The organism is Paraburkholderia antibiotica, assembly GCF_012927125.1.
GTDB lineage: Bacteria > Pseudomonadota > Gammaproteobacteria > Burkholderiales > Burkholderiaceae > Paraburkholderia > Paraburkholderia antibiotica.
On sequence record NZ_JABBFZ010000013.1, the window covers coordinates 82,883 to 101,328 of the forward strand.

17 protein-coding genes are annotated in these 18,446 nt (G+C 65.6%); 4 read left to right on the forward strand and 13 right to left on the reverse strand.

Annotated features, from left to right (window positions below; all coding sequences use genetic code 11):
- Window positions 1-28: 28 nt before the first annotated feature.
- The 3 genes from gshA to HHL14_RS20660 all read right to left on the reverse strand — a co-directional run bounded on the left by gshA (window position 29) and on the right by HHL14_RS20660 (window position 3,422).
- The gene (gene gshA / locus HHL14_RS20650) at window positions 29-1,318 is read right to left on the reverse strand and encodes a glutamate--cysteine ligase (protein WP_169499473.1); all 1,290 of its coding nucleotides are present in this window, start codon (window positions 1,316-1,318) and stop codon (window positions 29-31) included.
- Window positions 1,319-1,540: 222 nt separating this feature from the next.
- Window positions 1,541-3,037: an ammonium transporter gene (locus HHL14_RS20655; protein WP_169499474.1), complete on the reverse strand. Its 1,497-nt coding sequence runs from the start codon at window positions 3,035-3,037 to the stop codon at window positions 1,541-1,543.
- Window positions 3,038-3,083: 46 nt separating this feature from the next.
- Window positions 3,084-3,422 (reverse strand): P-II family nitrogen regulator, encoded by a 339-nt coding sequence (locus HHL14_RS20660; RefSeq protein ID WP_013088261.1) that lies wholly within the window; start codon window positions 3,420-3,422, stop codon window positions 3,084-3,086.
- Between the two features lie 388 nt (window positions 3,423-3,810).
- Here HHL14_RS20660 and HHL14_RS20665 point away from each other — a divergent pair, with 388 nt between their 5' ends.
- Both HHL14_RS20665 and HHL14_RS20670 read left to right on the forward strand, forming a co-directional pair.
- Entirely contained in the window at window positions 3,811-4,065 is a 255-nt protein-coding gene (locus HHL14_RS20665; protein WP_026228952.1) for an accessory factor UbiK family protein, read from the forward strand.
- A 120-nt stretch (window positions 4,066-4,185) separates the two neighbouring features.
- Window positions 4,186-5,808, forward strand: coding sequence for a YifB family Mg chelatase-like AAA ATPase (locus HHL14_RS20670; RefSeq protein WP_169499475.1), 1,623 nt, complete (start codon window positions 4,186-4,188; stop codon window positions 5,806-5,808).
- Between the two features lie 333 nt (window positions 5,809-6,141).
- Here HHL14_RS20670 and HHL14_RS20675 read toward each other — a convergent pair whose 3' ends face one another.
- On the reverse strand, window positions 6,142-6,690 hold the full coding sequence (locus HHL14_RS20675) for a hypothetical protein (protein WP_169499476.1): 549 nt from the start codon (window positions 6,688-6,690) through the stop codon (window positions 6,142-6,144).
- Between the two features lie 387 nt (window positions 6,691-7,077).
- On the opposite strand from HHL14_RS20675, the gene HHL14_RS20680 reads away from it, so the two are divergent.
- Window positions 7,078-7,614, forward strand: coding sequence for a TlpA disulfide reductase family protein (locus HHL14_RS20680; protein ID WP_169499477.1), 537 nt, complete (start codon window positions 7,078-7,080; stop codon window positions 7,612-7,614).
- 96 nt (window positions 7,615-7,710) lie between these two features.
- On the opposite strand, the gene HHL14_RS20685 is transcribed toward HHL14_RS20680, so the two are convergent.
- The 7 genes from HHL14_RS20685 to HHL14_RS20715 all read right to left on the reverse strand — a co-directional run bounded on the left by HHL14_RS20685 (window position 7,711) and on the right by HHL14_RS20715 (window position 16,079).
- A complete protein-coding gene (locus tag HHL14_RS20685) occupies window positions 7,711-9,060 on the reverse strand; it encodes a sigma-54-dependent transcriptional regulator (protein ID WP_169499478.1) in 1,350 nt (449 codons plus the stop codon).
- Window positions 9,061-9,091: 31 nt separating this feature from the next.
- Window positions 9,092-11,092: a sensor histidine kinase gene (locus HHL14_RS20690; protein WP_407945295.1), complete on the reverse strand. Its 2,001-nt coding sequence runs from the start codon at window positions 11,090-11,092 to the stop codon at window positions 9,092-9,094.
- Window positions 11,093-11,227: 135 nt separating this feature from the next.
- On the reverse strand, window positions 11,228-12,508 hold the full coding sequence (locus HHL14_RS20695; protein WP_169499480.1) for a dicarboxylate/amino acid:cation symporter: 1,281 nt from the start codon (window positions 12,506-12,508) through the stop codon (window positions 11,228-11,230).
- Between the two features lie 402 nt (window positions 12,509-12,910).
- Window positions 12,911-13,663 carry a glycerophosphodiester phosphodiesterase gene (gene ugpQ, locus HHL14_RS20700; RefSeq protein WP_169499481.1) on the reverse strand — a complete coding sequence of 251 codons (753 nt, stop codon included), beginning with the start codon at window positions 13,661-13,663 and terminating at the stop codon, window positions 12,911-12,913.
- A gap of 205 nt (window positions 13,664-13,868) precedes the next feature.
- Window positions 13,869-14,876, reverse strand: a complete 1,008-nt coding sequence (gene lipA, locus HHL14_RS20705) for a lipoyl synthase (protein WP_169499482.1) — start codon at window positions 14,874-14,876, stop codon at window positions 13,869-13,871.
- A gap of 13 nt (window positions 14,877-14,889) precedes the next feature.
- On the reverse strand, window positions 14,890-15,621 hold the full coding sequence (gene lipB / locus HHL14_RS20710) for a lipoyl(octanoyl) transferase LipB (RefSeq protein ID WP_169499483.1): 732 nt from the start codon (window positions 15,619-15,621) through the stop codon (window positions 14,890-14,892).
- Window positions 15,622-15,752: 131 nt separating this feature from the next.
- Window positions 15,753-16,079 (reverse strand): DUF2917 domain-containing protein, encoded by a 327-nt coding sequence (locus HHL14_RS20715; RefSeq protein WP_169499484.1) that lies wholly within the window; start codon window positions 16,077-16,079, stop codon window positions 15,753-15,755.
- A gap of 98 nt (window positions 16,080-16,177) precedes the next feature.
- Here HHL14_RS20715 and HHL14_RS20720 point away from each other — a divergent pair, with 98 nt between their 5' ends.
- The gene (locus HHL14_RS20720; RefSeq protein ID WP_169499485.1) at window positions 16,178-17,191 is read left to right on the forward strand and encodes a transcriptional regulator GcvA; all 1,014 of its coding nucleotides are present in this window, start codon (window positions 16,178-16,180) and stop codon (window positions 17,189-17,191) included.
- A gap of 49 nt (window positions 17,192-17,240) precedes the next feature.
- Here HHL14_RS20720 and HHL14_RS20725 read toward each other — a convergent pair whose 3' ends face one another.
- Together HHL14_RS20725 and HHL14_RS20730 are read right to left on the reverse strand one after the other, a co-directional pair.
- Window positions 17,241-17,513, reverse strand: a complete 273-nt coding sequence (locus tag HHL14_RS20725; RefSeq protein WP_169499486.1) for a DUF493 family protein — start codon at window positions 17,511-17,513, stop codon at window positions 17,241-17,243.
- Window positions 17,482-18,435: a D-amino acid aminotransferase gene (locus HHL14_RS20730; protein WP_169499487.1), complete on the reverse strand. Its 954-nt coding sequence runs from the start codon at window positions 18,433-18,435 to the stop codon at window positions 17,482-17,484. Before HHL14_RS20730 ends, HHL14_RS20725 begins: the two co-directional genes overlap by 32 nt.
- Window positions 18,436-18,446: the final 11 nt, after the last annotated feature.

Sequence of the window (18,446 nt, forward strand, 5' to 3'; positions counted from 1 at the left end):
TGCCGCCATCCTGCCGCGCGAAGGTCGGTCAGACCTGGATCGCTTCGGGGTCGGTCTTTTCGAGTTCGACCGATGCGGCGAGCAGCCCGAGCCGCGCCACCACGCCGTACATATAGAAGCGGTTCGGCGGCGCCGCGCCGGGCTTCGCGTGCGCATCGGGCAGCGCCGTGTGCTCGAAACCGAGCGGCACGAAGTGCATGCCCGGCGCGTTCAGGTTCTGGTCGCGCTCGCGGCTGCCATGCACGCGATAAAAGCCGCCCACCACGTAGCGGTCGATCATGTAGACGACCGGCTCGGCGACTTCCTCGCCGACGCGCTCGAACGTGTACACGCCTTCCTGCACGATCACGTCGTGCACTTCGAGGCCGTCTTTGGTCGCCGCCATGCGGGTGCGTTCGCGCTTGGTCAGCGCGGCCACTTCCGACGCGTCGTGCACGGTCATCACGCCCATGCCGTAGGTGCCCGCGTCCGACTTGATGACGACATACGGTTTCTCGGAGATGCCGTACTCGCGATACTTGCGCGCGATCTTCTTCAGCACGCCGTCGATCGCATCGGCCAGCGCTTCTTCGCCCGTGCGCTCCTGGAAGTCGACACCCTCGACGTGCGCGAAGTACGGATTGATCATCCACGGATCGATCTCGACCATCTTCGCGAACTTCTTCGCGACGTCGTCATAACACGAGAAATGCGTCGATTTCCGGCGAACCGCCCAACCCGCATGCAGCGGCGGCAGCAGATACTGCTCGTGCAGATTTTCGAGCACCGGCGGAATGCCGCCCGACAGGTCATTGTTCAGCAGGATCGAGCACGGGTCGAAATTCTTCAGACCAAGGCGGCGCTGCGAGCGCTCGAGCGGTTCGAGCACGAGCTTCTGCCCGTCCGACAGCGCGATCGTGACCGGGCCGTTGATGGTTTCGTCGAGCGTGCCGAAACGTACGTTCAAGCCCGCCTGGCGCATGATCGACGCGAGCCGGGCGACGTTTTCGAGGTAGAACGCGTTGCGCGTGTGGCGCTCCGGAATCACCAGCAGATTCTTCGCGTCCGGACAGATCTTTTCGATCGAGGCCATCGCGGCCTGCACCGCGAGCGGCAACACTTCCTGCGGCAGATTATTGAATGCGCCGGGAAACAGATTGGTGTCGACCGGCGCGAGCTTGAAGCCGGCGTTACGCAGATCGACGGAACAGTAGAACGGCGGCGTGTGCTCCTGCCATTCGAGCCGGAACCAACGTTCGATAGCGGGCGTGGCGTCGAGGATCTTCCGCTCGAGATCGAGCAGCGGGCCGTTTAACGCCGTAACTAGGTGCGGAACCATTGATCACTCGCAAACTGGAGAAAAAAGATTGTAGAGCAAATGCTTTGCTCATTTGGGGACGGTTTCTCCATTCGCAAGCACACTCGAATACCTTCTCCCTATCAGGATGATAGGTGGGGGAAATTACCGTTTCCAATCGAATCAGCAAGAAAAAAGCCCGCCATGAAGGCGGGCAAATCGCTGCGCTTGAAAATCGTCGGGATACTCGAGCGGCGTTTTCCGTTATTCGACGTGTTCGCCGTGCAGACTCACGTCGAGGCCTTCGCGCTCCTGCTCTTCGGTCACGCGGATGCCCATCACCATGTCGATGATCTTCAGCAACACGAAGCTCACCACGCCGCTGTAGATCAGCGTCGTCAGCACGCCCTTGGCCTGCAGGATCACGCTGCCGTCCGCGCCGCCGATGTCCTTGACCGCGAACACGCCGGTCAGCAGCGCGCCGACGATACCGCCGATGCAGTGCACGCCGAACGCGTCGAGCGAATCGTCGTAGCCGAGCTTGTGCTTGAGCCACGTCGCCGACCAGAAGCACACCACGCCCGCAACGACGCCGATCACCAGCGCGCCGAGCGTGCCGACGAAGCCCGACGCCGGCGTCACCGCCACCAGACCCGCAACCGCGCCCGACACGATGCCGAGCACCGACGGCTTACCCTTGGCCGCCCATTCGGCGAACATCCATGCGAGCGCCGCGGCGGCGGTCGCCACTTGCGTCGCGAACATCGCGAAGCCGGCACGGCCGTCTGCTGCAACAGCGGAACCCGCGTTGAAGCCGAACCAGCCGACCCACAGCATCGCGCCACCGATCAGCGTGAGCGTCAGGTTATGCGGCGCCATCGCTTCGCGGCCATAGCCGATCCGCTTGCCGAGCACCAGACAGCAGACCAGACCCGCGATACCCGCGTTGATGTGCACCACCGTGCCGCCCGCGAAGTCGAGAATGCCCGCGCTAGCCAGCCAGCCGGTCGGTTCCCACACCATGTGCGCGATCGGCGCGTAGACGATGATCGACCACAGCGACATGAACACCAGCATCGCGGAGAACTTCATGCGGTCAGCGAACGCACCGGTGATCAGCGCCGGCGTGATGATCGCGAAGGTCATCTGATAGACAAAGTAGACCGTTTCGGGGATCGTCGGCGCGAGGTGGCTGACGGTCAGCGTGGTCGCCTTGTCGCCCTTGATGTACGTCATGCCGGCCATGAACACCCGCGAGAAGCCGCCGATGAACGAGCCGCCCGGCGTGAACGCGAGGCTGTAGCCGATCACGGTCCAGATGATCGTCACGAGACAGGTGATCGCGAAGCTTTGCATCAGCGTCGCGAGCACGTTCTTCTTGCGCACCATGCCGCCGTAGAACAGCGCGAGGCCGGGGATCGTCATGAACAGCACGAGCGCGGTGGAGGTCAGCATCCACGCGGTGTCGCCGGAATTGATCTTCGACGAATCCACCGAGAACGGTGCGGTCGGCGCAGCCGGCGCGGCAGCGGCGGCCGCGGCCGATGCATCGGCGGCCGGGGCGCTCGCGGCCGGTGCGGCGGAAGCGTCGGCGGCCGGGGCGGAAGCGGCCGGTGCCGAGGCGTCGGGCGCCGGGGCGCTCGCCATGGTATCGGGCGCCGAGGCGGCGGCGGGCGCGGAAGCGTCGTCCGCGAGGGCGGCACCGATACCGCCCGCGAGCAGCGAGCCGGCCATCAGCAGGGACATCAATAGTTTGCGCATCTTCGTTTTCCTCTTGTCGCTATTCGTGTCGCTGTGCTTTGGTTTTTTACAGCGCGTCTGCGCCGGTTTCGCCGGTGCGGATCCGGACCACCTGCTCGATCGGCGTGACGAAAATCTTGCCGTCGCCGATCTTGCCGGTGCGCGCGGCGCGTTCGAGCGCCTCGATCGCCTGATCGACGATGTCGTCCGACACGGCCGCCTCGATCTTCACCTTCGGCAGAAAATCGACCACGTATTCGGCCCCGCGATACAGCTCCGTGTGGCCCTTCTGCCGCCCGAAGCCTTTGACTTCCGTAACCGTGATGCCCGACACGCCGATTGCCGACAAGGCTTCGCGTGCTTCATCGAGCTTGAACGGCTTGATGATTGCGGTAATGAGCTTCATGAAATCCCTCGCTAATGCGTTGCTGATCCGTTGCTAACCCGTTGCGTACCCGTGACTGCGGTCTCCTGCGCTGCCGGTAAAAGTGCTCTGGCAGAGCGCGCGGGGCAGTAACAGCAACTCCTATGCCATGTTGTGTCAGACTGCGCGTCGCGCGCGTGTCGCAAGCCGCCCGGACGGCCTTGTCCGAACGGCCAGCGGCGCGGCCGGCGGTGGCGCGGCGGGGGGATCGTTGCTAGAGTGTTCGAACGTTATGAATGCGACGGCGCGCACCAAACGCGCTCACGCGACCGCGGCGGACCACGCGCGGCGCACCAGGATTGCCCATTCGCCGCAACAGGGCACGGGCGCAATGAAACATGCACATTTTTTGTGCACCAAGGGGAACACCATGAAACAACCGAACGACGTTTTTAACGACTTCCAGGCTCGCGTCAGCGATCTGTTCAAGAATTCGCCGGCCAAGGATGTCGAGCGCAACGTCAAGGCGATGCTGTCGCAAGGCTTCTCGAAGCTCGATCTGGTCACGCGCGAGGAATTCGATACGCAGACCCAGGTGCTGGTGCGCACCCGCGCGCGCCTCGAAGAGCTCGAGCGCCGGGTCGCCGAACTCGAACAGAAGCTCCCGCTCACGCAAACGCCGTAACCCCCGCGCGCAGCCTTCGCGCTGCGCAGTGCTGCACCTCACCGGCAAGCGAGCCGTGACGTCATCAGCGTTTTAGGGGATTTGCGCTCGCCTCGAGCGCACCGTCCGACGGGAGAAAACATGTCGCTTGCCGTGGTGCGCAGTCGCGCGCCGGCCGCTGGCCGCGCGCCCGAAGTCACTGTCGAGGTTCACCTCGCCAACGGACTTCCATCCTTTTCGATTGTCGGCCTGCCCGATCTGGAAGTACGCGAGAGCCGCGAGCGCGTGCGCGCGGCGCTGCAAAACTGCGGCTTTGATTTCCCGGTGCGGCGCATCACCGTCAATCTCGCCCCTGCCGATCTGCCGAAAGAGTCCGGCCGTTTCGACCTGCCGATCGCGCTCGGCATTCTCGCCGCAAGCGGGCAGATTCCGGCCGAGTCGCTGCTTGATCGCGAGTTTGCCGGCGAGCTGTCGCTGACCGGCGCGCTGCGGCCGATGCGCGGCGCGTTCGCGATGGCGTGCGGCACCGCGCGCGGCGGCACGGCGGGCGGCGGTGCCGAAGGGTCGTCCGGGTCTGTCGAGTCTTCCGCCTCGCAGTCCGCGTCTGCGTCCGCGGACGACACCGCGCGGCCACCGTTACGCACTCCACAGCTTTATCTGCCTGCCGCGAGCGCGGCGGAAGCGGCGCTCGTGCCGGGCGTCGACGTCTACGGCGCCGCCGATCTGCCGTCGCTATGCGCTCACCTCGCGGATGCGCCGGACGCGCGCCTGCGTCCAGTCAGCGCGCCCGAACTCGGCGCGCAAGCCACCACGCCGATGCCCGACATGGCCGACGTGATCGGCCAGCGCGCGGCGCGGCGCGCGCTCGAAGTCGCCGCGGCCGGCGGCCATCACGTATTGCTGATCGGGCCGCCCGGCGCCGGCAAGTCGATGCTCGCCGCGCGTCTGCCCGGCCTGCTGCCGCCCATGACCGACGACGAAGCGCTCGCCTCCGCCGCGTTACTGTCCGCGAGCCGGATCGGTTTCAAGCCGACGCAGTGGCGCCAGCGACCGTTTCGCGCGCCGCATCATTCGTCGAGCGCGGCGGCGCTGGTCGGTGGACGCAATCCGCCGCAGCCGGGAGAAATCACGCTCGCGCATCTGGGCGTGCTGTTCCTCGACGAACTGCCCGAATTCGATCGCGTCGTGCTCGAAACGCTGCGCGAGCCGCTCGAAGCGGGCCGCATCACGATCTCGCGCGCCGCGCTGCAAGCGGATTTCCCGGCCGCGTGCCAATTGATCGCCGCGATGAACCCGTGCCCCTGCGGCTGGCGTGGCGATCCGGGCGGTCGTTGCCGCTGCACGCCAGAGATCGCGGCGCGCTATCTGCGCAAGCTGTCGGGGCCGCTGCTCGATCGCATCGATATCCAGCTCGAAATTCCGGCGCTGACGCCGGCTGAGCTCGCGGCTCGCTCGGCCACCGCCAGCGAGGCGAGCGCGACGATCGCGGCGCGCGTCGGCAGCGCGCGCGATCGCCAATTGACCAGGCAGGGCAAGACCAACCGGGAACTGGACGGACGGGAAGTCGACGATGTATGTCGCCCGGATGCGGCGGGCGAAGCGCTGCTGCGTGAAGCAGGCGAACGTTTTGGCTGGTCGGCGCGGGCTTACTACCGCGTGCTGAAGGTCGCGCGCACCATCGCCGATCTCGCTGGCGCCGCGATGCCGAGCGCCGCACAGGTCGCCGAGGCGATTCAGTACCGCCGCGCGTTTGGCTCGTTATGAGGAGAAAAATCTACTGTCAAGACTTGACTTATACACAAGTTCGCGAACTCGACAGATTTTGAAACAACTGAAAAGCATGTCGACAAGCCCCCCAGAAAGCCTTTGATTTCATTGATATTTTTAAAAATCACCGCGCTTGGGAATCCTGATGGAAAGGCCGCCAGCCGGGCTTTTGCGGCAAATCAAGCCAAGTTCTCAACAAAGTTATCCACAGGAAACGCGCCCAAGTGAAAAACTTCAACGTAAACCGAGGATTAGCGAACAAAGCTGCGAAGGAACTTTCACTGCACGCGACACTCTGACGCGACCCACGGTCGGCCAAAACTACCGTCGTCAATACAACTGGAACGACGAAAAAAACTGGTCGACCTGATCCTGCGACAACGCCTGATCGGTGATGATCGCCGCCTGGTAGACATGCCGCCCGTGCGCGACGAGTCGCGCGTAGACGGTGCGCTGCTCGTGTTTGGGTCCCGCCGCCCCGCTGAGCTTCATTTCGAGACCGGGCGTCTTGCCGCCCGCGGCGAGCGGGATTTGCACCTCGTGCGCGTCGGGTGCCGCGCCGACGTTGCGCGCGAGACCCGAGCGCAGGAAATCGAGCGCCGCGCGCTGAGTGGCGTCGCTGTCGTCGGGCAACATCACGGTGCCGACCGCGAACACCGCGTTGCCGGCTTCGGCGGTCTGCATCGCCATCTGCATCGGCGTACCGGCGATCTGCACCGCGCGCTGGTCGTTGCCCGGCTTGGCCGGGAAATCAACGGTGTAGCCGTTGTCGTTGTTCATCACGGTGCGCCAGTCGAACGTCGGCGAGCATGCGGCCAGCGCGACACCAAGCGCGAGCGCCGCGGCGACCGTGCCGAGTACCGCGCGGGTGCGGGCCATGGGCGCGAAAGCGCGGCGAGCAGCGGGTGAAGCGGGTGAATGAAGAACGACATCGCCCGTTCGGCGAACTGCCGGGCGACCGATTAGCGAAAAACGGGACAAAACGCGGGCAAGGAAACGGTGGACGCTACAAGCAATTTGGAGCATGGGACGGGAGATCAGGCTGACGGGGCGTAAAGCGTCATTATCCGCTGATCCGGCACCGAGGCCGGTCGCGCCGCGCTGCCACTCCCGGCTCTTCCGCCACTTCCGCCACTTCCGCCACTTCCAGCCCTTCCGGCGCAACCCACCCCAATGGCGCTACAATAGCCAAGCTATTCAGCACCGGCTCCAAGCCCGACCGACCCATCGTTCCGCGCCCCTCGCGCGACTCCCGAGGTTCCGTTCATGAGTTCCAATCCGTCCACCGCCACCCGGCGCACGAACCCGCTTCGCTACCTGATCGCGGCTGTCGTGGCGATCGCCATTGCCATCGCCGGTTACTTCGCGTTTGCGGGCCAGCAGCGCGTGCCCGACGCGACCTTCACGCTGCTGTCGGGCCAGAAGCTCACGACCGCGGACCTCAAAGGCAAGGTCTATCTGATCAATTTCTGGGCGACGAGCTGCGACACCTGCATGAAGGAAATGCCGCAGATGGTCGACACCTATAACCGCTTCAAGGGCCAAGGCCTCGAATTCGTCGCGGTGGCAATGAACTACGACGCGCCGATGTACGTGACCAACTACACGGCCACGCGTCAGTTGCCGTTCAAGGTCGCGATGGACGACGGCTCGGCCGCGAAGCAGTTCGGCAACGTCCAGCTCACGCCGACCACCTTCGTCGTCGATAAGAACGGCAAGATCCTGAAACGCTATGTCGGCGAGCCGCAGTTCGCGGAACTCGACCAGTTGCTCGCCAAGGCGCTCAAAGCGGACTCGGTCTGATGCCTACGAGGCCGCCCGGCCTCACCTGATCCACCCGATCGATCCATACAATCCTCACGCGCCGGCACATCTTCCCGCCGCCGGCGCGCCCGCCTCTCACCGCTCCCCTTCCCCTTTGGCCGCCAGGCCATATCGCTTGATCTTTTCGTAGAGCGTCGCCTTGCCGAGCTGCAGCCGGTCCGCCGCGACCGCGACGACCCCACCCGCCTGCTCCAGCGCCTCGGCGATCATCGCGCGTTCGACCTGTTCAACGCGCTCCTTGAGCGGCTGCGGCGCCGCGCCATCGTCGGCGAAGGACAGCACCGGTTCGTCGGCGATGCCGAGCACGAAGCGGTCGGCGGCATTGCGCAGCTCGCGCACGTTGCCCGGCCAGTCGCGCTGCATCAGGCCCGTGCGCTGGCGATCGGTGAGGATCGGCGCCGGCCGCTGGTAGCGCACGGCCGCGTCGAGCAGGAAGTGTTCGAACAGCGGCACGATATCTTCGCGACGCTCGCCCAACGGCGGCAGCGCGATCGTCACCACGTTGAGCCGGTACAGCAGATCGCGCCGGAACGAGCCGTCCGCGACGTGCTCGGCCATATCGCCCTTCGCCGCCGCGACCACGCGGCAATTGACGCGAATCGGCTGATTCGAGCCGAGCCGTTCGAGCACGCCGTCCTGCAGCACGCGCAGCAGCTTGACCTGCAGCGCGAGCGGCATGCTTTCGATTTCGTCGAGAAACAGCGTGCCGCCCGACGCATGTTCGAGCTTGCCGATCCGCCGTTTCGCCGCGCCGGTGAACGCGCCCGGCTCGTAGCCGAACATCTCCGATTCGAACATCGGCTCGGGCAGCGCGCCGCAGTTCACCGCGATAAACGGCTTGTCGCGCCGCGGCGACAGTTCGTGCAGGCTGCGCGCAATCAGCTCCTTGCCCGCGCCGGTGTCGCCGTTGATCAGCACCGACGCATCGGTCGGCGCGACGTTCGCGATCAACCGCCGCACCTGCTCGATCGCCGGACTGCGGCCGATGATGCGCGGCGCGACCGTGTTCTGCTCCGCCAGCTCGCGGCGCAGCGCGAGGTTTTCGAGCACCAGCTTGCGGCGCTCCAGCGCGCGTCGCACGGTTTCGATCAGGCGCTCGGAGGCGAACGGCTTTTCGATGAAGTCGTACGCGCCGTCGCGCATCGCCTGCACCGCCATCGAGATATCGCCGTGACCGGTGACCAGAATCACCGGCACATCGGGCGCGCGCTCGTGGCACTGCGCGAGCAGATCGAGGCCGCTCGCGCCGGGCAGCCGGATATCGCTGACGATCACGCCGGAAAAATCCGCGCTGATGAGTTTGGCGGCCGCCTCCACCGACGCATGGCCGATCACGTCGAAGCCCGCCAGTTGCAGGCTTTGCACGCTCGCGCGCCGCACCAGTTCGTCGTCTTCGATATACAGCACTTGCAGGCCGTCGGTCATTGCGTGTTCCGGATGATTCCTGGGGATGAATTCAGGAGCCCGCGGTCAGCGAGTCCTGCGAGGGGTTCGTCTGCACGCGCGCGCGGCGCAGCGTCAACACGAATAATGCACCGCCATCCGCCGCGTTGCGCGCGACCAGCGAACCGCCGCAATCGCGCGCGATCGACGACGAAATCGCGAGGCCAAGGCCCAGCCCCTGGCCCATCTCCTTGGTCGTGAAGAACGGCTCGAACAGACGCGGCAACACGTCGTCGGGAATGCCGGGGCCATTGTCGACGACCGCGATCGACAGGTTCGCGTCGTCGGCCTCGACCTCGACCACGATGCGCGGCGGATTCAGGCCCGCGGTCGCGTCGAGCGCGTTGCCGAGCAGGTTGATCAGCACCTGTTCGAGCCGCAGGTCGTCGCAATGCGCGACCAGTTCGGGATGATCGTCGGCGAGGTCGAGCAGCGTGCGGGCGCCGCTTTGCGCATCGACCAGCACCCACTCGAGCTCGACACCCTGCAAGCGCTTCTGCAGCAGCGCGACGACGTTGCGCAGCGCGCGCACGATCAGCGCGCGCGCACTACGCGGTCGCGCCCGGCCGACGAACAGCTTCAGCTGATTGGTGATCTTGCCCATCCGCTCGGTGAGCGATGCGATCGCTTCGAGATTCTCGCGCGCCGACACCTGATCGCCGCGTTCGAGCAGCACGCGCGTGTTGTCGGAGAAACCACGCAGCGCGGCGAGCGGCTGATTCAGTTCGTGCGTGATGCCGGCCGCCATCTGCCCGAGCGCGGCGAGCTTGCTCGCCTGGATCAGCTCGTCGTGAGCGGCGCGCAGTTCCTGTTCGGCGCGCGTGCGCTCCGCCACTTCCTTCTGCAACTGCTCGTTCGCCTCCGACAGATCCGCGGTGCGCTCGGCGACGCGCTGGTTCAGCTCCGCGTAGGCCTTTTGCAGCAATGCGCGGCTGCGCATCACTTCGCGCACGCGCGCACGGCGCATGCGCCAGTAGAACGCGAGCAGCACCAGCGACAGGTAGCCGAAACCGGTCGCGATGGTCGCCTTGCGCGCGTCGGCGTCGACCGGATCGACCGGCGACATCGTGATCAGATGCCAGTCCGGCTCGCCCATGCGGCGCCGCGACGCGAGGTAGCGCGGCGCGGAATGGCCACCGCCGATGCGCAGAATCTGCGCGTCGCCTTCGAGCGTGCGCTCGATCGTCACCGGCAGCGGCGCGATCGGCTGCTGCGCGTACTGGCGCGCCTGGTAGATCGAATCGGCGATCTGGCCGGGCAGCGGCCGGATCGTGTGGTACTTCCACGCCGGCACCGAGGACAGAAAGATCACGCCGTGGTCGTCGGTGACGACGAGCGGCTCGGACGCATCCGTGCCCGGAAACCACTCGAGGTCGAGCTTCACGACCGCGACGCCGACGATCTTGCCGTCGCGCCGCACCGGCTGCGAAATGTAGTAGCCCGGTGCCTGCGAAATCGTGCCGATGCCGAAGAAGCGGCCGACGCCGCCATTCATCGCATCGAGAAAATACGGTCTGAACTGGTAGCCCGCGCCGACGAAACTGCCCGGTCCGCGCCAGTTGCTGGCGGCGACACAGTAGCCGTCGAGCGCGATGATGTAGGTCACCGTCGCGCGCGCGTGACGGTTGAGGTCTTCGAGATAGAGATTCGCGCGTGTGACGTTGGCCGGATTCGGATCGATCAGCACGTCCTGCACGATCGGATGCTCGCCGAGCAGATAAGGCAGCGATTCGTAGCGTTCGAGCGTGCCTTTGAGCGCGCTCGCGGTGCGCTCGGCGCGCACGGCCGCATTGCGCCGCAACGTATCGACGCCGCTCTTCCACGCGAGGCTGTAGGTGAGCCAGCATGCCGCCGCGAGCCCGGCTGCGAGCGCGAACAGGATCAGCAGGCGGCGCGTCACGTTGGCGAAGTCCGATCGGTGGGGATCGGACATTGTGGCATAAGGCGGGACGCCGTCGCGGCCGGCGAAGCCAGGCGCTTCGTCGCGCGCTTCGCCACCGCTTGCGCCGGGCATTTCGCGAGGCGCGCCAGGTGCGCCGGTGATGCCAGCGGTGTCAGGTAGAGGAGACGCCCCGGAAGGACGCGCGGACGCCGGTTTCATACGCAGGCGTCCGCGTTCATTACGACAGGAATTGGCCTGAGCCGGGACTCAAACGCCGGCCGGCTCTTTGACCGACACGTCGCCGCTCAGCACCGCTTTCAGCTTGCTGCGATCGAGCTCCTTTTCCCATGCCGACACGACGACCGTCGCGACGCCGTTGCCGACGATGTTGGTCAGCGCGCGGCACTCGCTCATGAAGCGGTCGATACCGAGAATCAGCACCATCCCCGACAGCGGAATCGTCGGCACCACCGCCAGCGTCGCGGCCAGCGTGATGAAGCCCGCGCCGGTCACGCCGCTCGCACCCTTCGAGGTCAGCATCGTCACCGCGAGCAGCGTCAGCTGCTGGGTCCACGTGAGGTCGGTGTTGGTCGCCTGGGCGATGAACAGCACGGCCATCGTCATGTAGATGTTGGTGCCGTCGAGGTTGAACGAGTAACCGGTCGGCACCACGAGGCCCACCACCGAGCGCGAGCAGCCGAGCTTTTCGAGCTTCTGCATCAGCTGCGGCAGCGCGGCTTCGGACGAGCTCGTGCCGAGCACGATCAGCATCTCTTCCTTGATGTACGCGATGAAGCGCAGGATGTTGAAGCCCACCACCTTCGCGATCGCACCGAGCACGACCACCACGAACACGATCGAGGTCAGATAGAACGTGCCGATCAGCTTGAGCATCGGCAGCAGCGAGCCGACCCCGTACTTGCCGATCGTGAAGGCCATCGCGCCGAACGCGCCGATCGGCGCGAGCTTCGTGATGATGCGCACCATGCCGAACAGCACGTGCGAAATCCCTTCGATGAAGTTCGTCACGACCTTGCCCTTCTCACCGGCCGTCGCGAGCACCGAGCCGAACAGCAGCGCGATCAGCAGGATCTGCAGGATTTCGCCCTGCGCGAACGCCGACGAAATCGTGTCCGGGATGATGTGCATGAAGAAGTCGACCGTGCTCTGGCCGTGCGCCTTGGCCGCGTACGACGCGACCGCGCGGCTGTCGAGCGAAGCCGGATCGACGTTGAAGCCGGCGCCCGGACGCAGCAGGTGCGTCGCGAACAGGCCGAGCACCAGCGCGAAGGTCGACACGATCTCGAAGTACAGCAGCGCCTTGCCGCCGACGCGCCCGACCTTCTTCATGTCCTCCATGCCGGCGATGCCGGTCACCACCGTGCAGAAGATGATCGGCCCGATCACCATCTTGATCAGCTTGATGAAGCCGTCGCCGAGCGGCTTCATGTCGATGGCGAAGTTCGGGGAAAAATGCCCCAGTACGATGCCGATGATGATCGCCACGATCACCTGGACGTACAGCACTTTATGGATAGGTTTCTTCACGATGGTTCCTGCGAGGGGGATGAGCTCATGACCCGTCGCGATGCGAGGCGCGCGAACGATACGTCGTCGCGCGGGCGCGCGCTGGCGGGCCGCTACAAGACGACGAATTCAGAAATACCGGGAAGGGAAATCGGACATCGTTGTCTCCTTGCTTTTTTGTCGGGCCGTGGCGGCCGCGCGCTCTACTTTGCAAGGTCGATGCCAGATCGATATCGGGCGGGAAGTCTTGATTCTTATGGACTTTTTAGCGCTGTCCGGCGCGCCTCGTCCGGGATTCCGGAAATCCGGACGAGGCGCGTCGGGGAATCCGGAATTCATTACGGGTAAATTTACGGGAAAACCCGCAAGGGTTTCTCCGCTGGCCGTGTAGCCGAACGTGCAGCGGACCCGGCCTGGTCCAGCCTAGTCCAGCAGATCGAGCCGGTCCGTGCAGATCATGTCGACGCCCCATTGCTGGAGCACTTGCGCGCGCGCCGGCTCGTTCACCGTGTAGGCGAGCACCCGCAGCCCGGCCGCGCGGATCTGCGCGACCAGCGGCTCGCTCAGATAGCGATGACTCGCGTGCAGCGATACGCAGTCGAGTTCGCGCACGATGCGCAGCCAGTCCGCCGGCACCTGCTCGAACAGCATGCCACGCGGCAGCGACGGCGCGGCGTCGCGCGCGGCGGCGAGCGCCTCAAACGAAAACGACGACAGGAGCGGCGGCGTCTGGCCTTGCCACAAGCTCAGCGCGCCTTGCGCGACCAGCGTACCGGTGATGACTTCGCGGCCCGGACACGGCTTGATCTCGATGTTCGCGGCGATGCCGTCGCGCGCGCAGCGCCCAGCCGCGTCGGCGAGCGTGGGCAGCCGTGTTCCGGCGAACTCCGCGCCGCGCCATGCGCCAGCGTCCAGCGTGGCGAGTTGCTGCCACGTGTGCGCGGCGGCCGGGCCGTGGCCATTGGTCGTGCGATCGAGCGTGTCGTCGTGCAGCAGGAAGAGCGCGTTGTCGGCCGAGAGCTTCGCGTCGAATTCGACCATCCGGTAGCCGTAGCGCACGCAGGCGTCGAAACCGGCCAGCGTGTTTTCCGGCGCCAGCGTGCCGCCGCAGCGATGCGCGATCAGCCGCGGATAAGGCCAGGGTGCGGATGCACCGTTGTCGATCCCAGTTGCCACGTGTCGGTTCCTTCGTGATGAGCGGCTGATTTGTGAGCGGTTTCGTGCGTGCCCGGCGCGTAGTATCGCGCGTCGGGCGCGGCGCTGCGAGTGCCGCGGGCGCTGCAGCACTGAGCGAACGCCAAACCCGCAGCCCAACAAAAAACCCGCACGACGGCGGGCTTTTCGATTCCTTCCAGCTAGCGTGAAACGCTGCGCAAGCGCGTCAAACCACGCCGGCTCCATGCGCCTGCAAGTCGGCGTGATAGCTCGAACGCACCATCGCGCCCACCGCCGCATGCGTGAAGCCCATCTTGTAGGCCTCTTCCTCGTACATCTTGAAGGTGTCCGGATGCACGTACGCACGCACCGGCAGATGGTGCTCCGACGGCTGCAGATACTGGCCGATCGTCAGCATGTCGACGTCGTGCTCGCGCAGATCGCGCATCACCTGCAGGATTTCCTCTTCGGTTTCGCCGAGGCCGACCATCAGGCCGGACTTGGTCGCGACGTGCGGATGCAGCGCCTTGAAGTCCTTCAGCAGCTTCAGCGAATGCGCGTAGTCCGAACCCGGGCGCGCTTCCTTGTACAGACGCGGCACCGTTTCGAGGTTGTGGTTCATCACGTCGGGCGGCGCTGCGTTCAGGATGCCGAGCGCGCGGTCGAGCCGGCCGCGGAAGTCCGGCGTCAGGATTTCGATGCGCGTGTCCGGCGACTGCTCGCGCGTCTGCCGGATACATTCGACGAAGTGCGCCGCGCCACCGTCGCGCAGATCGTCACGGTCGACGCTGGTAATCACGACGTACTTCAGCTTCAACGCGGCGATGGTGCGCGCGAGGTTGGCCGGTTCGTCGGCGTCGAGCGGATCGGGACGGCCGTGGCCGACGTCGCAGAACGGGCAGCGGCGCGTGCACTTGTCGCCCATGATCATGAAGGTCGCGGTACCCTTGCCGAAGCATTCGCCGATGTTCGGGCAGCTCGCCTCTTCACAAACCGTATGAAGATTGTGTTCGCGCAGGATCTGCTTGATTTCGTAGAAGCGCGAATTGCCGGTCGCCGCCTTCACGCGGATCCAGTCCGGCTTCTTCAGCTTTTCGATCGGGATGACCTTGATCGGGATGCGCGCGGTTTTGGCTTGCGCTTTCTGCTTCGCGGTGGCGTCGTAGGCGGCGGGGGCCGGCACGCCTTCGGGCGCGGGAGTAGCTGCTGCGGGATTCGCGGTTACGTCAGTCATTCGTTCGATCCAGTCAGGCGGTGAGCGCACCGGCCTGCGGTTGGGCGACGGCCGCGGGATTGCCGTCGAGGTTTGCGGTGAGGCGTGCTGCAAGGGTACGGGCCACGTCGTCCCAGCCAGCGACGACGCCGAGCGTCGCCATATCGACTGTTTCGAGCCCCGCGTAGCCGCATGGATTGATCGCGAGAAACGGCTGCAGGTCCATGTTCACATTCAGACTCACGCCGTGATAACTGCAGCCGTTGCGGATTTTCAGGCCGAGCGCCGCGATCTTGGCGCCGGCATGCGGCCCGGCATCGGGCCCGGGCGCCACGTAGATGCCGGGGGCACCCGCCTTACGTTCTCCGGCGAGATTATACGCCGCCAAGGTATCGATCACGGCCTGCTCGATCCGCGTAACCAGCTCGCGCACCATCAGCTTGCGCCGGCGCAGGTCGAGCAGCAGATACGCGACCACCTGGCCCGGCCCGTGATAGGTGATCTGCCCGCCCCGGTCGACCTTGACGAGCGGAATCGCGCTGTCGGCGGCGAGCAGGTGGGCCGGATCGCCGGCCTGGCCGAGCGTGAAGACGGGGGGATGTTCGACGAGCCAGATTTCGTCGGGCGTGTCGGCAGTGCGCGCATCGGTGAACGCGCGCATCGCGTCGAAACTGGCCTGATAGGGTTCGCGGCCGAGCCAGCGCAGCGTGGGCGGCTCACTGGCGATGGCGGGCGGGGAAGGCGGAGAAACCGGGGTGGCACACATGATCCCGGCAGTTTACCGAAATCCGGGCAGGCGCGCCCGCGCTGGACGCCCTACACGGGGTGACAAACAGGGGCCGGCAAACACGCGAGATCTCGCGCCGCTTGCCGGCCCCGTAGCGCGTCAGTTACGCGTCAAACCGTGCGCCAGCCGCCGCGCACGCGCATCACGAAGCGCTCGCCGATACGCGCGAGCCAGTTCAGCGCCCGCTCGTCGCAGCGTGTCGGCACCGAGAACGTGATCTTCGAGAACTGCGCGCCCTCGGCGCTCAGCCAGAGCCGCTCGCCGCGCCGCAGATGCAGCGTGTTGCCCGGCTGCAGGAAGTAGTCGTGCGTATCGTCGCTGCGGGTGACCCATACCGCGCCGCCGCGTACAGTCAGCTTCGTGCTGCGCGCGACCTTCAGCGGCAGGGTGTCGCCGGTGCGGATTTCATATGCAATGCTAGAGGAAATTTCTCGCATGATGTCCTCGCCAAAAATCGTCTGATGGCTAGAATCGTAGGTGTAGCAAGGACTTAGGCAAAACGATCAATTTTCACGTCTATGTGAGAAATATTGCGATGGACCTACGCCAACTCCCCGCCTTGAACACGCTGAAAGCGTTCGAAGCCGCTGCCCGCCACGAAAGTTTCTCGCGCGCCGCCGACGAGCTGTTCGTCACGCACGGCGCCGTCAGCCACCAGATTCGCGCGCTCGAAGCCGAACTCGGCTTGTCGCTGTTCGCGCGCGACGGCAAGCGCGTGCGCCTCACCGAAACCGGCCGGCGCTACGCCGCCCAGGTGCGCGCCGCGCTGATGGAGCTCGCCGACGCGACCCGCGCGATCCGCGCCGGCGACCGCGAGCGGCGCCTCGTCGTGTCGATGCTGACGTCGTTCGCGGCGCGCTGGGTGACGCCGCGCATCGGCAGCTTTATCGAGGCGCATCCGCAGTGGGACCTGGAGCTGCTGTCCACCAATGCGCTGACCGATTTCGCGCGCGACGACGTCGACCTCGCGATCCGTTTCGGCTTCGGTAAATATCCGGGGCTGCATTCGGAGCTGCTGCTGGAGGAGATTTTCTTTCCGGCCTGCTCGCCGAACTTCAACGGCGGCAAGCTGCCGCAAAAGCCGACCGATCTGGCCAACGTGCCACTGCTGCGCTCCGACGACGAGTTATGGCGGCCGTGGTTCGACGTCGCCGGCCTGAACGACTGGCCGGAACCCAAGCGCGGCGTGCTGTACCAGGATTCGTCGAACCTGCTGCAGGCGGCCGTCGACGGTCAGGGGGTCGCGCTCACGCGCCGTTCGCTCGCGATGCCCGAAATCGCGGCTGGCCGGCTGGTACGTCTGTTCGACGTGGATGGGCCGAGCCCGTGGCAATACTATTTCGTCTGCCCGCCGCAGATGCTCGAGACCGCGCGGGTCAAGGCGTTTCGCGAGTGGCTGTTCGACGAGATGGGATGTTTCAGGCAACTGTTCGAGCAAGCCTGCACGGCGAGATCGGCGGGATCGGCGGGATCGGCGAATAGCGCACGGGCGGCGGCGGGAATGACAGCGAAGGAAACGACGGCGGACGCATTGCGCGTCACGCCGTGAGATGAAGCGGGGAAAAACGGCCGTCGGGGGGACTACACGACCGTTACAGTTACAGCACGACCTTGACCATCGGATGGCCGGTCAGCGCACGATAGATGTCGTCGAGATGCGCGCGGCTGGTAGCGCGCACGTGGATGGTCAGCCCCGTATAGGTACCGCTGCTCGACGGCCGCGTCTCGACCCGCGACGGGTCGACTTCGCTATCGAACTGGCGCACCACTTCGACGATCGTCGCGGCAAACTCGGGATGCGATTTGCCCATGATCTTGATCGGGAAATCGCAGGGAAACTCAAACAGTGAGTCGTTGTTCTCGGGATTCATTCTCTACTCCTTCTTCTGCCTCGCCGGCCTTGGCTTGCTGATACGCCGCATACAGCGCCGCAAACACCGCGCCCGGCCTGCCCGCGCCAACCGGCTCGTCGTCGAGCCGCGTGACCGGCAACACTTCCTTGGTGGCCGAACTGACGATGATTTCGTCAGCCGCGCGCACTTCGGCCTCGCTAATCTCGCGCGCTTCGAAACGGATCCCGCAGCCGGCCGTCAATTCCTCGATCAGACCGTAGCGAATCCCTTCGAGAATCTTGTGGCTGCGCGGCGGCGCGGCCACCACGCCATCCTTCACGATCCACACATTCGACGACGACCCTTCGGTCAGCCAGCCGTCGCGGAACTGGATCGTTTCGAACGCGTCGTTTTCGGCCGCGTATTGCGCCATCAGCACGTTGCCGAGCAGCGACACCGACTTGATATCGCAATTGAGCCAGCGACGATCCTCGGCGCTCACGCAGCGCACGCCCTGCGCGCGCTGCGTGGCATCCGGCAGATTCAGCGCGGTGACCATCACGAACACGGTCGGCTTCGCGTTGGCCGGAAACGCATGACCGCGCTTCGCGACGCCGCGCGTGACCTGGATGTAAGCGATCGCGTCCTGATCGGCGCGCAACGCACCGTCCGTTTCGTTGGCCTCGACCACCCGCTCGATCAGCTCGCGCCAGCCGGCGTCGTCGAGCGGATTGGCGATGCCGATCTTGCCGACCGAGCGCGCGAGGCGCGCCAGATGCTGCGTCAGCCGGAACGCGGTGCGGCGGCCGCTCGCGTGAGCGTAGAGCGGGGCGACCTCGTAGATGCCGTCGCCGAAAATAAAGCCGCGGTCGAGCACCGGCACGCGCGCTTCGGACAACGGCACCAGCTCGCCGTTCAGATAAACAATCGGGTCCTGCGACACCTCGGAAACAGCGGTCATTACGACGTCGC

Excerpts from the sequence above, each read along its gene's own strand:
- lipB (WP_169499483.1), bottom strand. The coding sequence starts at position 15,621 with ATGTGTGCCACCCCGGTTTCTCCGCCTTCCCCGCCCGCCATCGCCAGT.
- HHL14_RS20680 (WP_169499477.1), top strand. The coding sequence starts at position 7,078 with ATGAGTTCCAATCCGTCCACCGCCACCCGGCGCACGAACCCGCTTCGC.
- HHL14_RS20685 (WP_169499478.1), bottom strand. The coding sequence starts at position 9,060 with ATGACCGACGGCCTGCAAGTGCTGTATATCGAAGACGACGAACTGGTG.
- lipA (WP_169499482.1), bottom strand. The coding sequence starts at position 14,876 with ATGACTGACGTAACCGCGAATCCCGCAGCAGCTACTCCCGCGCCCGAA.
- HHL14_RS20655 (WP_169499474.1), bottom strand. The coding sequence starts at position 3,037 with ATGCGCAAACTATTGATGTCCCTGCTGATGGCCGGCTCGCTGCTCGCG.
- HHL14_RS20730 (WP_169499487.1), bottom strand. The coding sequence starts at position 18,435 with ATGACCGCTGTTTCCGAGGTGTCGCAGGACCCGATTGTTTATCTGAAC.
- gshA (WP_169499473.1), bottom strand. The coding sequence starts at position 1,318 with ATGGTTCCGCACCTAGTTACGGCGTTAAACGGCCCGCTGCTCGATCTC.
- HHL14_RS20665 (WP_026228952.1), top strand. The coding sequence starts at position 3,811 with ATGAAACAACCGAACGACGTTTTTAACGACTTCCAGGCTCGCGTCAGC.
- HHL14_RS20720 (WP_169499485.1), top strand. The coding sequence starts at position 16,178 with ATGGACCTACGCCAACTCCCCGCCTTGAACACGCTGAAAGCGTTCGAA.
- HHL14_RS20690 (WP_407945295.1), bottom strand. The coding sequence starts at position 11,092 with ATGCCCGGCGCAAGCGGTGGCGAAGCGCGCGACGAAGCGCCTGGCTTC.
- HHL14_RS20660 (WP_013088261.1), bottom strand. The coding sequence starts at position 3,422 with ATGAAGCTCATTACCGCAATCATCAAGCCGTTCAAGCTCGATGAAGCA.
- HHL14_RS20715 (WP_169499484.1), bottom strand. The coding sequence starts at position 16,079 with ATGCGAGAAATTTCCTCTAGCATTGCATATGAAATCCGCACCGGCGAC.
- HHL14_RS20670 (WP_169499475.1), top strand. The coding sequence starts at position 4,186 with ATGTCGCTTGCCGTGGTGCGCAGTCGCGCGCCGGCCGCTGGCCGCGCG.
- HHL14_RS20675 (WP_169499476.1), bottom strand. The coding sequence starts at position 6,690 with ATGGCCCGCACCCGCGCGGTACTCGGCACGGTCGCCGCGGCGCTCGCG.
- HHL14_RS20725 (WP_169499486.1), bottom strand. The coding sequence starts at position 17,513 with ATGAATCCCGAGAACAACGACTCACTGTTTGAGTTTCCCTGCGATTTC.